This is a genomic window from Spirillospora albida (assembly GCF_000718255.1).
Taxonomy (GTDB): Bacteria; Actinomycetota; Actinomycetes; order Streptosporangiales; family Streptosporangiaceae; genus Spirillospora; species Spirillospora albida.
In genome coordinates, this window is the sequence record NZ_JOFJ01000021.1 from 22,019 (window position 1) to 35,364 (window position 13,346).

A 13,346-nucleotide genomic window follows, 5' to 3' on the forward strand; every position below is an offset into this window, starting at 1 on the left:
CCCGGTCCCGCCGTCCGACCCGGGACCCGGCCCGGGCCCGCTCGTTATGGAGATCTCCATGACCACCGTGCCCCTCGACGGTGCCGACGGCGCCGCACCGGCGGCTCCGCGCGTCGCCCGGTGGCAGCTGCCTCGCGGACGGCCGGCCGCCGCGCACGCCCGCCGGACGATCCAGGCCGCCCTCAGGCGGTGGGGGCTGGGCCCGGTGGCCGACGCCCTCGCCCAGCAGATGGCCGCGCTGGCCCAGGACCTGTCCACCCGCGGCGCCGGTCCGGTCAGCCTCCGGCTGGAGCTCCGCCCCGCCGCCCGCCTGCTCCTGGGTGAGATCCAGGACGGCACCGCCGACCGGCCCGGCCCCGACGACCGTTGCACCGACGGCGACATCGGCCGCAGGATCATCGCCCTCACCTACGGAGCCCGCCGTACCTGCGACGGCAACGCCACCTGGTACACGCACACCTTCACCTGGTGCCGGCCGCGCACCTCCGCCCCCGACCGGTGAAGCCGGCGATCCTCCGGGATCCGACAGGGCGGGCGGGCCGCCGTGTTTCAGGCGGGCAGTTCGCGTTTGACGACCTTGCCGGTCGGGGTCCGAGGGAGTTCGTCCAGGAAGACGATCTCGCGGGGGACCTTGTACCGGGCCAGGTTGGCGGCCACGTGCTTCTTCACCTGGTCGGGGTCGAGGTCCCCGGAGGCGACCACGTAGGCGCGGAGGCGCTGCCCGAACTCGTCGTCGGGGACGCCGATGACGGCCGCCTCGGTGATGGCGGGGTGGGCCGCCAGCAGGTCCTCGATCTCGGCGGGATGGACGTTCTCGCCGCCCGAGACGATCATGTCGTCGGCGCGGCCGTCGATGTGGAGGCGGCCCGCCGCGTCGAGGTGGCCGAGGTCGCCGATGGGCAGCAGCGTCGCGGTGACCGGCTCGCCGGAGGTGTAGCCGTCGAAGCGGGTGGGGCCGTCCACGTGGACCTGCCCGATGGTCTCCGGCGGGACGGGGCGTCCTTCCTCGTCCAGGATGCGCACGGCGGTCCCCGGCGGGGGCGTGCCCGCGCAGCCGGGTGCGGCGGCCAGGTCGGCCGGGGTGGCGATGGTGATGCAGGACGCCTCGGTGGAGCCGTAGAAGTTGTAGAGGACGGGGCCGAACGCGTCCGTCGCCTCGCGGGTGAGGGCGGCCGTGAGCGGGCCGCCGCCGGTGGCGATGATGCGCAGCGCCGACAGATCGCGGGCCTTCAGGTCCGGGACGGCCAGGATCCGGCTCACCATGGTCGGCACCGCGATCAGCGTGGTGCAGCGGTGCTCGGCCAGCGCGGCGACGACCCGTTCGGCGTTGAAGCGGCGGTGCAGGACGAGCGTGGAGCCCAGGGCCAGCGCGAGCGTCGCGGAGGCGAGGCCCCAGCCGTGGAACAGCGGCGGGGCGACCAGGACGGCCTCGTTCCGGCGGAACGGGATGCGGGTGAGGATGCCGCCGGGCAGCGCCAGCGGTTCGCTCGGCGCGGATGAGCGCAGGGCGCCCTTGGGGCGTCCGGACGTGCCGCTGCTCAGGATCACCAGGGCGCTCGCGCGGGGTGGCGGCGGCGGGGTGAGGGCGGGGCCGGCGGTCAGTTCGTCCAGGTCGCACGGACCGCCGTCGGACCAGGCGGTGTACCGCAGGACGTCGATGCCCTCCACCAGCGGCGCGAACTCGTCGTCGTGGACGAGGGCGGTGATGCCCTGCTCCTCGACGGTGCGGCGGAGCTGCGGGGCGGCGAAGTCGGTGTTGAGCAGGACGATCCCGGCGCCGAGCTTGGCCGCCGCAGAGAGCGCCAGCAGCAGGCCGCGGTGGTTGCGGCACAGGATCGCGACGCGGGCGTCCGGTCCGATGCCGCGCCGGGCCCAGGCGGTGGCCAGTGCCTTCGCGGCCCGGTCGAGGTCGCGGTAGCCGATCGGGCCGTGGTCGTCGATGACGGCGGTGCGGTCGCCGAAGCGAGCGGCGCCGACCGCGGTGGCCGCGCCGAGCGGGCCGTAGGCGCGCATCGCCCTGGCGACCCTCGCGAGGGTCGGCGGCGCCATGGGCGCGAGCATTCCGGCGCGCCAGGCGGCGGCCAGCCAGGCGAGGCGGTCGCGGCCGGTCGTCACCGGCCCTCCGCGGGCGGGGTGAACGTGAAGGGCATGCGCTTGATGCCGTGGATGAAATGGGACAGCAGGTAGTCCGGCTCGCCCTCGCCGCGGATGTCGGGGAGGCGGGTGAACAGCTCGCGCAGCATGACGGTGATCTCGCGCCGGGCCAGGTGGGCGCCCATGCAGTAGTGGGGGCCGGGGCCGCCGAAGCCGACGTGCGGGTTCGGCGAGCGGGTGATGTCGAAGGCGTCGGGGTCGGTGAACACCGTCTCGTCCCGGTTGGCCGCGGTGTAGATGAGGACGGCGATGTCGCCCTTCCTCAGCGGGATGCCGTTCAGCTCGCAGTCGCGTGTGACGTTGCGGCGGAACTGGATGACCGGGGTCGCGTACCGGACGATCTCCTCGACGGCGGTCGCGATCCGGCCCTCGAAGTCCTCGGTCAGCAGCGCGCGCTGGTCGGGGAACTCGGTGAACAGGCGGAGCGCGTGCGCGATCGCGTTGCGGGTGGTCTCGTTGCCGGCGGTGACCAGCAGGATGAAGAACGAGCCGGTCTCCTGGGTGGTCAGCGACTCGCCGTCGGCGTTCGCGTTGACGAGCTTGGAGATCAGGTCGTCGCCCGGACGCTTCCTGCGCTCCTCCCCCAGCCGCTTGACCAGGCGGAACAGGTCATGGCCCGCCCGGACGAGCTTGACCGCGCCCTTCAGCACGTCGAGCCTGCGCGGGTCGCCGGACATGTAGCGCTCGTCGGCCCGGATCCCGTTGTACTCGGGATCGCTGTAGCCGAGGATGACGTTGGTCCGGTTCAGCACCAGCTCGTGGTGCCGATCGGGGATGCCCATCAGGTCGCAGATGACCTCGACGGGCAGCCGCGCGGCGGCCTGCGCCACGAAGTCGCGGGGGCCTTCGGCGATCATGTCGTCCACGATGCGGGCGGCGCGGCGCTGGAGGTCCTCCTCGGCCCTGGCGAGGACCTTCGGGGTGAACGCCCGGGACACGACGCGGCGGATCTGGGCGTGCCGCGGGTCGTCCATGTTGATCATCGAGCCGAAGAAGCGGCCCGCCCAGGCGGGCATCTCGGTGAGCGAGTTGGCCGTCGGCTCGTTGCTGAACAGGTCGGCGCGGCGGCTGGCCTCGATCACGTCGGCGTGCCGGGCGAGCGCGTGGAACCCGGGCTTGGACTTGACGAACGGCAGCTTCGCGATCGGGACGAAGGCCGCGCCGTCCAGCTCGCGCATCCGGCGGAACGCCTCCAGCCGGTGGGCCTCCGGGCGGGTCCAGAACGACAGCCCCGAAAGGTCGAACTCCTGCAGCTCCGGTGGGAGCGTTCCGGACGTCACAGGGCCGCCCCCATCCCGCAAAGATACATATGGAGAAATATGTCTCTTTGTATCTCCCTTGGTCAATGTGACCTGGAGCACGCGGGCGGGCCTGCGCGACTGGACGGCACGGGCCCGGCTTCGTCATGATGCGCCAATGTGGCGCGAGCTGATCGAACAGCACACCCCCGACGCCCGGTTCGCCCCTCCGGCCACGGATCAGGCGCTGGACCGGGCCGAGGAGGCCCTCGGGCACCTGCTCCCCGACGACCTGGCCAAGCTGCTCGGTGAGACCGACGGCGTCACCGACGCGGGCGGCTACAACCTGGTCTTCTCCACCGAGCAGCTCGTCCAGGGCAATCTGGAGATGCGCACCTATCCCGCGCTGAAGCGGCTCTACATGGCGTTCGACCAGCTGCTGTTCTTCTCCGACGTGCCCGGCGACGGCAGCCTGTTCGCCTACGCCCTCGTCCCGGAGGGGCGCCCGGACATCTTCGTCTGGGACCACCGCACCGACAACCGCCGCTGCATCGCGCCGTCGCTGGAGCACTTCATCGAAGGGTGGCTCACCGGCGCCGTCCGGCTGTGACCCGTCCGCCGAACGGCCGCTCCGGCTGCGCCCGGCGTCAGCAGGTCTTCCGGTAGCCGATCCCGCCGATCCTGCGGACGTGCTGGTCCCACTCCTGCCGGGTCAACCGGCCCGATCTCTTGCAGAGTTCCTGCTCGAGGAGGCGGGGCGCGACGATATGGGTGATGAGGCTGGCGTCGTCCTGGCCGACGCTGTGCACGCGGGTGCCGTCGGGGCTGAAGGCGAGCGACTGGATCACCGTGTCGTGGTTCGTCGTGTGGCCCGTGAGGGCCAGGCCGAGATGGCGGCGGGTCCGGACGTCCCAGACGTCGATCCTGCCCTTGCTGTCGGCGGTGGCGGCGAGGCGGCCGTCCGGGGAGATCGCCGTGATCGGGGTCTTGCCCTCGGGAAGCCGGACGGGGGCGCCCTTCGGCTTCAGGGTCGCGGCGTCCCAGAACGTCAAGGAGCGCTGGTCGGTCACCCCCTCGACGGTCGCGAGGACGCCCTGGGGGCTGAGCGCCTGCACGGTGCGGGACACCGCGGCGGTGCCGAGCGCGCCGGGCGCGACGAGGGTCTTCCCGGAGGGGAACCCGACCACGCCGAGCACCGGGACGGAGACCACCCGGCGGCCGTCCTCGCTCCAGACGATCCGCGTCCCGTCGTCCGCGAAGGTCTGCTGCGGTGCGCGGGCCTCGCCGAGCGGGCGTCCGGTGGCGGTGTCCCAGAACCTCAGGACGGTGGGCGCGCCGGAGACCAGGACGGCCAGCGCCCTGCCGTCGGGTGAGAACGACGGCGGCGGCCTGGTCGCCGCCGGCGGACCGGTGTCGACGGTGCCGCGCATCCTGCGCGCCCGGAGGTCCCAGATCTCGACCTTGCCGTCCGGGCCCGGGAGGCCGAGCAGACGGCCGTCGGGCGACAGGACCATCTCGCGGCCGACGGGGTGCCCGATGCCCGGGTCCGCCCGGCGGGTGCGGGTCGCGGTGTCCCAGATCTGGACCCTGCCGTCGGTCGTGCGGACGGCGAGGGTGGTCCCGTCCCGGCTGATCCGCGACTGCGCGGAGAACGGGGAGAACCGGAGCCGGCGGGTGAAGCCGGACACGTCGATCGAGCGGATCCGGTCGTCGTGGCCGACGCAGCGCAGGCTCGTCCCGTCCCGGCTGAAGCGGGTGCCGCTGCACATGGCGTCCGGCGTGTAGCTCAGGTACGGCGCCTCGTCGATACCGGGGTCGGTGCTCCACATCGTCATGCCGGTGGCGATGTGGCCGCCGTCCCGGCTGAAGTCGAGGCCCGGGTCGTCGCCCGCGCCCTTCGGCACCTTCAGCGTCGTCCGGATCTCCCGGGTCCGCGCGTTCAGGACGACGATGACGTCGCCGACGCGGGTCGCGAGGAAGCGGCCGTCCGGGCTGAACGTCGTGTCCCGCAACTGCCGGGCGCCGGCGAACGGGTGCCGGCCCGGGCGGTTGTGCCGCCCCTTGAGCTCCTCGCCGGTCGTCAGGTCCCACCAGGCGAGCCGCATGCGGTCCTTGCCGTCCTCCAGCGGCATGACGAGGTGGCGCTCGTCGGGAGGCAGCGCCGGGCCCCACACGCTGGTCTTGCCCTTGGCCCGGAAAAGTTCCCTGCCCGTCGCGGTCTCCAGCACCGTGATCTGCCCGTTGAGCGTCTTGACGAGTTTGGCCCCGGTCGGGCTGATCCACAGCCCGGCCCCGGCCTGGTGCTTGTACGGCAGCGGGCGGGCGGTCCCCTTCGCCAGGTCCCAGAACGTCATCGTGCCGTCCGTCTGGAGGGTGAAGAGCCTGCCGCCGTCGAGGGTCACGTCCATCCCGGTGAGCGGCGCGCCCGGCACGCTGATCGTGCGCGTCACCCGGCGCGCGGCGGCGTCGGCGACGATGACCGTGCGCTGATCGCGCTTCCAGTAGACGTTCGGCCCGCCGCTCGCGGCCGGGACGTCGTTCCAGGACCCGTCGGTGCCCGGCGGCGCCCAGATGTCCTGCTCCCACTGCGACGACAGGGCGAGCAGCGCGTTGTGCGTGTCGGGGGTGTCCCCGGCGAGGGAGGCGGCGGCGACGGCGAGGCGCCGCGCGAGCGTCGGGTCGGTGCGCCGCAGCTGGACGGCCTGCGCCGCGAGCTGCAGGCCCACGGCGGCGTCCCGCTGCTCCGACACGGTCGCGTTGGCCCTGGCCAGGTTCCAGCTCTGCACCCCGGCCGCGCTCCCGGCGATCGTGGCGACGAGGAGCAGCGCGGCCAGCGCGCCGGTGACGATGGTCCTCGTCCGGGCGCGGTGGCGGGTCTGCTCGACCGACGCCTCCAGGAAGGCGCGCTCGGCGAGGTTGAGCGTGAGCTGCCGGCGGCCGGTGGACGCCCAGCCGACCGCCTCGTCCAGGCTCGTCCCCTGGAGCAGGTCCGCGGGCCTGCGCCCGCCCGCGTTCCAGCGGCGCGCGGCGTCCGCCAGGGCGTGATGCCCGTTCAGGCCGTCCCGCTCCGCCTCCACCCAGTCGCGCAGCCGCGGCCAGGCGCGCAGCAGGGCGGGCACGGCGATCGCGGCCGAGTCGCCGTCGACGCGGCGGAGCAGGCCCGCGCCGCCGAGGTCGTGCAGGACGCGCCGCACGGTGTGCTGATCGGTCTCCCCGTCCGCGAGGTCGCCGAGCGGCACCGGGCGGAGCACGTCGTCGGCGTGCGGCCCGGCGACCACCATGCGGAGCAGGATGCGGGGAACCGCCTGCTGCGCGTGCGGGTCGAGGCGGCCGTAGACCTGCTCGGCGAGGTCGGCGAGGGACGGCGGGAGCGTCATCGACGGGCGGGCGCTCTCCGCCGCGGCCCGCGTCCCGGCCTCCAGGACCTCACCGGCCTCGCCCCCGAGGAGGCCGGTGAGGATGTCCTGGAACGCGGGCCGCTCGGCCGGATCCCGGTCGAGGGCCGCCTCGACCAGACCGCGGAGCGGCTCGCCGAGCACGTCCGTGTCCGGCGTGCGCGTGGTGATCTGGTGCATCAGGGCGGGCAGGGTGTCGCCGTCGAACGGCGGCGCGCCGGACGCGGCGTACAGCACGATCGCGCCCCACGCCCACACGTCGACGGCGGGCGTGGCGCGCTCGCCGCGGAACAGCTCCGGCGCCATCCAGCGCGGCGTGCCCTTCAGCCGGCCGGTCGCGCTGCGCGACATGTCGTCGGTCTTGGCGATACCGAAGTCGATGACGCGCGGGCCGTCCGGGCCGAGCAGCACGTTCGCCGGCTTCAGGTCGCGGTGGACCACGCCCGCCCGGTGGATCGACGCCAGCGCGGTCGCGATGCCGATCGCGAGCCGGTGGAGCTCCCCGGGGCCGTACTTCCCGTTGTGGTCGACCCGGTTCTGCAGGTCGGGGCCCGGGACGTACTCGCTGACGATGTACGGGGGGAAGTGGTCCAGGTCGGCCGTGATGATGCGGGCCGTGCAGAACGAGGCGACCCGCTGGAGGGTCGCGACCTCCTTGCGCAGCGCGTCCCGGTACGCGGGGGTGACGGCGCCCGCGTGCAGGGCCTTGACGGCGACGCGGACGCCCCGGGCGTCGTACCCCTCGTAGACGACTCCCTGGCCGCCGGCGCCGAGCCGCGCCGCCAGCCAGTAGCCGCCGAGCTGCCGGGGATCTCCGTCGAGCAGGGGGCTGGACATCTGTGCGCATCCTCGCGGGGCAGGGGCCGTCACCGTCAGAAAGACATCATTGTCTTTCTGAGGCGCGCGCGGTAGGCGAATCAGGAGATTGTTCGGTGAATCCCCGTCCTGGAGCCCGCGCGGGCCCGGCCGTCAGGCGGCGCCGAAGACCCCGGCGTTCCAGAGGGCCCGCACGTGGGCGACCATTTCGGGGCGCAGGCCGAGCAGGGCCTCGCGGTCGTTCTCCGCGACCGGCAGTGTGACGAGCGCCACGGTGGACGCGGCGAGCATGCGGCATGCCCTCAGCCCCCGCTCGCCCGTGACGCCGAGCACCGCGGCGTGGATGTCGGCGATGGCCGCCTGCATCTCGCGCCGGTGAGCGAGGGCCGCCGGCCCCGCGGCGTAGGCCTCGACCAGGCACAGCCGGGCCGAGGCCCATTCCAGTTCGATGCCCTGGAGGTAGGCGCCGATGGCCTGGTCGTAGCGGGCGAGGGGGTCGCTGTCCGTAGCGACGGAGCCGATCACCCACTCGGAGATCAGCCCGCTGGAGCGTTCGAGGGCGGCCATGAAGCAGTCGAGCTTGCTTCCGAACAACCGGTAGAAGCTCTGCCGCGACACCTTCGCCCGCTTCAGGACGTCCTCGACCGAGGTGGCGATGTACCCCTTCTCCGCCATGACGTCGGCCATCGCCCGGCACAGCCGCTCGCGGTGGACCCGCGCCACCTCTTCCAGCGGCAGCGCGCTCCGGCCCCGGGGCAGCCGCCGAGAAGTGGACATCCGCCCACTGTAGGACACCCGGACGCCCGGCCCGAGTGAAGATCATCCGCTTGGTACGGTTCCGCTGCCACGAACCGAGCGGGGGGCATGTCCATGAGCACCGACCTGTACGACGTCATCCGCCGGCGGCGCGACGTGCGCGCCGAGTTCACCGGTGAGCCGGTTCCGGAGGACGTCCTCCGGCGCGTCCTGGACGCGGCCCACACGGCGCCGAGCGTCGGGCTCTCGCAGCCGTGGGACTTCATCGTCGTGCGCGACGAGGCCGTCCGCCGGGAGTTCCACGAGCATGTGCGGCGGGAACGGGACGTCTTCGCCGCGACCCTCGACGGCGACGCCGCCGAGCGGTTCTCCCGCATCAAGATCGACGGAGTCCTGGAGGCCGCGCTCTCGATCGTCGTGACCTACGACCCCGCGCGCGGCGGCCCGGCCGTGCTCGGGCGGCACGCCATCGCCGACGCGGGCCTCTACTCGGTCTGCCTGGCCATCCAGAACCTCTGGCTCGCCGCCACCGCCGAGGACCTGGGCGTCGGCTGGGTGTCGTTCTACCGGGAGCCGTTCCTGAGCGGCCTGCTCGGCATCCCCGACGGGATCCGCCCGGTGGCGTGGCTGTGCCTGGGCCCGGTGACCCATCTCCAGACCACGCCCGACCTCGAACGGCACGGCTGGCGGCGGCGCCGCCCCCTGGAAACCGTCCTCCACCACGACCGCTGGTGACCGTGTGGGGCGCGTGGGTGGCCCGATGTGGACGGGGTGGGGGGCTGGTCAGGATTCTGAAACAGGTTCATATTCCCGGCCATGAGGGGTCACTCGCGCACCACCGTCATCGGGTTCGTCTTCGCGCTCGTCCTGGGGGTGATGGCCGTTCCGGCATTCGCCCATGCCGAGCGGGAGGTGAGGTTCCCCGCGGGGACCGGGCGCGTGCCCACGTACCGGGAGGCGCCCGCCGCGCAGCGGCTCGTGGTGTGCAAGCCGGAGTCGGCCGCGCTCATCGAGCGGTACACCGGGCGTCTGCGGTGGCTCAATCGGAAGCTGCTGGGCGAGTGCGGGTACGAGCACGTCCAGGCGGCGGTGAACGCGGTGAGGGAGCGCGGCACCACCATCTACGTCCTGCCGGGAACGTACCGGGAGGAGCCGAGCCGCGCGGAGCCGACTGGGCGGTGCGCGGAACTGGCGAGCAAGCACCTCCTGACGTACGCCGAGCAGTACGCCTGCCCCAACCTGCAGCAGCTCGTCGCCGTGTTCGGTGACCGGACGCCGGACGACGACGACCACACCTGCGACAGCCCCCGCTGCGACCTCCAGTTGGAGGGCACCGGGCAGAAGACGACGGACGTCGTCCTCGAAGGCGGGTTCGAGCGGGACGGATCGTGGGCGAAGCTCAACGGCATCCGCGCCGACCGTGCCGACGGGTTCTACCTGCGCAACATCACGACGCAGCTGTTCGAGTTCAACGGCGTCTACATCCTGGAGCAGGACGGCTTCGTCATCGACCGCTCGCTGGCCCGGTGGAACGAGGAGTACGGCTTCCTCACCTTCGCCAGCGACCACGGGCTCTACACCGACTGCGAGGGACACGGGAACGGCGACGCCGGCATCTACCCGGGCTCCGCGTCGCCCCTCAACGGCCGCCGCCACTCCATCGAGATCAGGCGCTGCGACTCCCACCACAACGCGCTGGGCTACTCCGGGACGGCCGGCGACTCCGTCTACGCCCACGACAACGCGTTCCACCACAACTCGGCGGGCGTCTCGATGGACAGCGCCTTCCCGGGCCACCCGGGCCTGCCGCAGAACCACGCGACGTTCGAGAACAACCTCATCTACAGCAACAACGTCAACCACTACGGCAACGTCTGGGACGGCACCTGCGCGAAGGCGCCCCGCGACCGGGGCCACGAGCGCGGGGTGGTCTGCCCGGCACCGCCCGTCCCGGTCGGCACCGGCCTGCTCCTCGGCGGGGGCAACGACAACAACTACGCCAACAACCGGCTGTACGACAACTGGCGAAGCGGGTTCCGGCAGATCTGGGTCCCGGCGCCGCTGCGGGGCGAGAACGACCTGTTGAAGTTCCGCGACACCTCGCACCGCAACCGCTACACCGGCAACGTGTTCGGGATCGCGCCCGGCGGCGCGAAACTGCCGAACGGCCTGGACGTCTGGTGGGACGAGCAGGGCGACGGCAACTGCTGGCAGGGCAACACCTCGTCCTGGGGTGCGGTGAAGTCCGACCCGGCGAAGCTGCCGACCTGCGACCGGCCGTCCGGCTGGACGTTCTTCTCCTTCGTCGGCAACCCGGTGAAGGTCCTTGGCGCCCTGCCCTGCTCGGAGTACGCCCGGGACAAGCCGCGCCCGCGGGGCTGCGACTGGTTCGACGCCCCGCCCAAGCCCTAGCGCAGCATGGGCGTGAGGTAGCGGCGGGCGAAGTCGCGGGCGCCCTCGTCGTCCAGGGGGATGTGGCCCGCCGGGGTCAGCAGCAGGGAGTGCGTCAGGCGGATGAGGATCTCGGCGACGACCTCGGCGTCGAAGTCGCCGGCGTCGCCCTGGCGCTGGGCCGCGCGGAGACGGCGGGCCAGGTAGCCGCGGGCGGCGGCCAGGAGAGGGCCCGCCTGGCCGGTGGCGTGCGGGAGCAGCAGTTCGGGCTCGAGGACGAGGAGGCGGTGCACGAGCCGCTGCTCGCGGCTGATGCGCAGGGTGGTCGCGAAGCCCTCGACGAGCCGGTCCTCCAGGGTGGAGCAGGCCGCGACGGCCTCGTCCAGCTCGGCGAAGAAGCGCCGGGCCTCGCGCAGGAGGACGCCCGTGACCAGGTCGTTCTTGGACGGGAAGCGGCGGTAGATGGTGGCGCGGCCCAGGCCGGACGCGCGGGCCACGTCGTCGATGGTGGTGCGGCGCAGCCCGAACGTCCCGTACAGCTCCAGCGCGGCGTCGAGGATGCGGTCGACCTGGGGGCCGGAGTCCTCCGGTGGGGTGAGGAGGTCGCGCAGCAGGCGGGAATCGCTCATGATGCGCCCAGCCTACGTCTGGGCGCGGCGGGCCCTGCGCATCGCGCGGGACGCGATGGGCGAGTAGCGCAGCCGGTCGATCATGACCTTGTCGCCGGCGCGCATCGAGCGGGCGAAGATCTGGAAGCGGCGCTCGTCGGCGGACGTCCAGCGCAGCCCGAACCGGTCCCGGAGGACGGGCGGGAGGGACGCGATGCCCGTCCGGCGCAAGAGGGCCGAGGGCGGCGTCGCCAGGTGCCCCCAGGCGGACGCGGGCAGCGGCCAGCCCGGCGGGGGCGGCAGCGGCCTGCGGTCGAGCTCGATGAGGAGCTGGACGGTGTCGTTGTTCTCCAGCCGGTCGTGGATCATCGAGTCGACGTACTCGCGGAAGGTCGCCGGGCTTTCCGGGATGTGGCGCTCGGTGATGCCGAGGGCGAGGCCGAGGCGGGTCCACTCCTCGTGCAGGACGCGCGCGCGGCGAGGCGTGATCGGGGTGCCGAACAGCTCCTGCGTCTGGATCATGCCGTGCAGGAGGGTGGCGTGCACCCACAGGTAGGCCTCGGGGTTGAGCGCGTGGTAGCGGCGGCCCTGGGCGTCCACGCCCTTGATGTCCTTGTGGATCTCCCGCAGCCGCGCCGCCTCGAGGCGTCCGCGCTCCTCGCCCCGGTAGCCGAGGAAGTCGATCGTCGACTCGACCGTGCGGGTGAGGCGTCCCCAGCGGTCCTCGACGAACTGGGAGTGGTCGCCGACGCCCGCGCCGACGACGGGGTGGGCGACCTGGAGGAGCAGGATCGCGCGGCCGCCGAAGACGCCGCGCCAGTCTCCGGCGTAGCGCCAGATGAGGGAGCCGGGGCCGGGGATGGATCCGGCGGCGGTCCGGCGGACGTCGGTCTCGGTCATGCCGCATCACCCTGCTTTGAGACTGTGATACGAAATTTGTATCAAATATCCGGACGCTTGTCACCGGCGTTCCGGTTTCACCATGAGATCGGGCGAACACCGTGCGTGGCGACCGGGCGCGGGCCAGGATGGCGGCATGAGCTTCCCGCCGATGCCCGGGTACGACACCATCAACCTGGTCTCCGACCTGGAGCCGGTGGCGGCCGTGCGGGACGGCGAGATCGGCGAGCGGATGCGCGCCTACCCCCGGCTGCTGCCCGCCGGGTCCCCCGACTTCGGGTTCGCCGAGCAGCGCGGCCGGGAGTGGCGCGTCCGCTACGCGGGCGCGACCGAGCCGTCCGAGGCCCGGCACGCCCTCGGCCGCCACCTGCGCGGCGCGGCGGCGGGCGCCCCCGACGCCGCCGGCCTGCTCGCCGCCGCCGGACGCCTCGACCCCGAGGACGGCGCGCAGGACCGGCGGGACGACTGGCCGGTCCGCGACCGGCGGTTCCGCATCATCCGGATCGAGAAGTTCACCCTGCTCGGCGACAGGACGATGGAGCCGCCCCGCCCCACCGACGACGCGCCCGCCGCCGACCCGCCGCTCGCCGACCACCTGCTCGACCCGCGCGCCCCGGCGGGCCAGTGGGAGGCGCAGCTGCGGCTGAACCTGATCGCCTACACGCCTCTGCCGCCGGGCGTCCCGCCGGCCGTCCGGGAGGAGGCGCGCGAGGCGATGCGCACGCACCCCGGGCTCGTCCTGCTGCCCCCGACGTTCACCGTCGTCGAGGTCAAGGGCGCCGCGTGGGAGCCGCTGACCGGCGGGAGCACCCCGCGGCAGGCCGTCGGCAACCTGGCGGGCTACTTCATCGACCTGCTCCCCCGCCTCCGCGCGTTCCGGAACGACCCGCCGACCGGCGCGGAGCTCGCGGAGTGGGCGCGCGCGAGCGCGGAGATCAGGGCGTCGTCCGGCCACGACATCGAGGTGATCGGCCGCCGGTTCCGCGTCGTCCGCGTCTCACGCCTGATCCGGCTCGGCCGGGACGGCCCCGAGGGCACCCGCCCGTCCGACCAGGACCGCTGCGGCGCCGACCGGGGCCTTTGACGCC

The 13,346-nt window shown here is 73.3% G+C and carries 11 protein-coding genes; 5 read left to right on the forward strand and 6 right to left on the reverse strand.

Annotation, left to right across the window (positions count from 1 at the left end):
• The first annotated feature begins 58 nt into the window (after positions 1–58).
• A complete protein-coding gene (locus tag IE99_RS30695) occupies positions 59–502 on the forward strand; it encodes a hypothetical protein (RefSeq protein ID WP_157610473.1) in 444 nt (147 codons plus the stop codon).
• Positions 503–549: 47 nt separating this feature from the next.
• Here IE99_RS30695 and IE99_RS0124125 read toward each other — a convergent pair whose 3' ends face one another.
• Both IE99_RS0124125 and IE99_RS0124130 read right to left on the reverse strand, forming a co-directional pair.
• On the reverse strand, positions 550–2,115 hold the full coding sequence (locus tag IE99_RS0124125; RefSeq protein WP_030175276.1) for an AMP-binding protein: 1,566 nt from the start codon (positions 2,113–2,115) through the stop codon (positions 550–552).
• Positions 2,112–3,434, reverse strand: a complete 1,323-nt coding sequence (locus tag IE99_RS0124130; protein ID WP_037560010.1) for a cytochrome P450 — start codon at positions 3,432–3,434, stop codon at positions 2,112–2,114. Before IE99_RS0124130 ends, IE99_RS0124125 begins: the two co-directional genes overlap by 4 nt.
• A 136-nt stretch (positions 3,435–3,570) precedes the next feature.
• Here IE99_RS0124130 and IE99_RS0124135 point away from each other — a divergent pair, with 136 nt between their 5' ends.
• Positions 3,571–4,002 (forward strand): SMI1/KNR4 family protein, encoded by a 432-nt coding sequence (locus tag IE99_RS0124135; RefSeq protein ID WP_030175278.1) that lies wholly within the window; start codon positions 3,571–3,573, stop codon positions 4,000–4,002.
• Positions 4,003–4,039: 37 nt separating this feature from the next.
• Here IE99_RS0124135 and IE99_RS30700 read toward each other — a convergent pair whose 3' ends face one another.
• Both IE99_RS30700 and IE99_RS0124145 read right to left on the reverse strand, forming a co-directional pair.
• A complete protein-coding gene (locus IE99_RS30700) occupies positions 4,040–7,624 on the reverse strand; it encodes a WD40 repeat domain-containing serine/threonine-protein kinase (protein WP_051713152.1) in 3,585 nt (1,194 codons plus the stop codon).
• A gap of 132 nt (positions 7,625–7,756) precedes the next feature.
• The gene (locus IE99_RS0124145; protein WP_030175280.1) at positions 7,757–8,380 is read right to left on the reverse strand and encodes a TetR/AcrR family transcriptional regulator; all 624 of its coding nucleotides are present in this window, start codon (positions 8,378–8,380) and stop codon (positions 7,757–7,759) included.
• 93 nt (positions 8,381–8,473) lie between these two features.
• Between IE99_RS0124145 and bluB the strand changes: the two genes are divergently transcribed.
• Together bluB and IE99_RS0124155 are read left to right on the forward strand one after the other, a co-directional pair.
• Positions 8,474–9,094, forward strand: coding sequence for a 5,6-dimethylbenzimidazole synthase (gene bluB / locus IE99_RS0124150; RefSeq protein WP_030175281.1), 621 nt, complete (start codon positions 8,474–8,476; stop codon positions 9,092–9,094).
• Positions 9,095–9,175: 81 nt separating this feature from the next.
• Positions 9,176–10,771: a right-handed parallel beta-helix repeat-containing protein gene (locus tag IE99_RS0124155; protein ID WP_051713155.1), complete on the forward strand. Its 1,596-nt coding sequence runs from the start codon at positions 9,176–9,178 to the stop codon at positions 10,769–10,771.
• On the opposite strand, the gene IE99_RS0124160 is transcribed toward IE99_RS0124155, so the two are convergent.
• Both IE99_RS0124160 and IE99_RS0124165 read right to left on the reverse strand, forming a co-directional pair.
• Positions 10,768–11,379 carry a TetR/AcrR family transcriptional regulator gene (locus IE99_RS0124160; protein ID WP_030175287.1) on the reverse strand — a complete coding sequence of 204 codons (612 nt, stop codon included), beginning with the start codon at positions 11,377–11,379 and terminating at the stop codon, positions 10,768–10,770. The two genes, IE99_RS0124155 and IE99_RS0124160, sit on opposite strands and share 4 nt — an antisense overlap.
• Positions 11,380–11,391: 12 nt before the next feature.
• Positions 11,392–12,258, reverse strand: coding sequence for an oxygenase MpaB family protein (locus tag IE99_RS0124165; protein WP_037560012.1), 867 nt, complete (start codon positions 12,256–12,258; stop codon positions 11,392–11,394).
• Between the two features lie 136 nt (positions 12,259–12,394).
• Between IE99_RS0124165 and IE99_RS30705 the strand changes: the two genes are divergently transcribed.
• Positions 12,395–13,342 (forward strand): DUF5954 family protein, encoded by a 948-nt coding sequence (locus IE99_RS30705; protein WP_051713157.1) that lies wholly within the window; start codon positions 12,395–12,397, stop codon positions 13,340–13,342.
• Positions 13,343–13,346 lie beyond the last annotated feature (4 nt).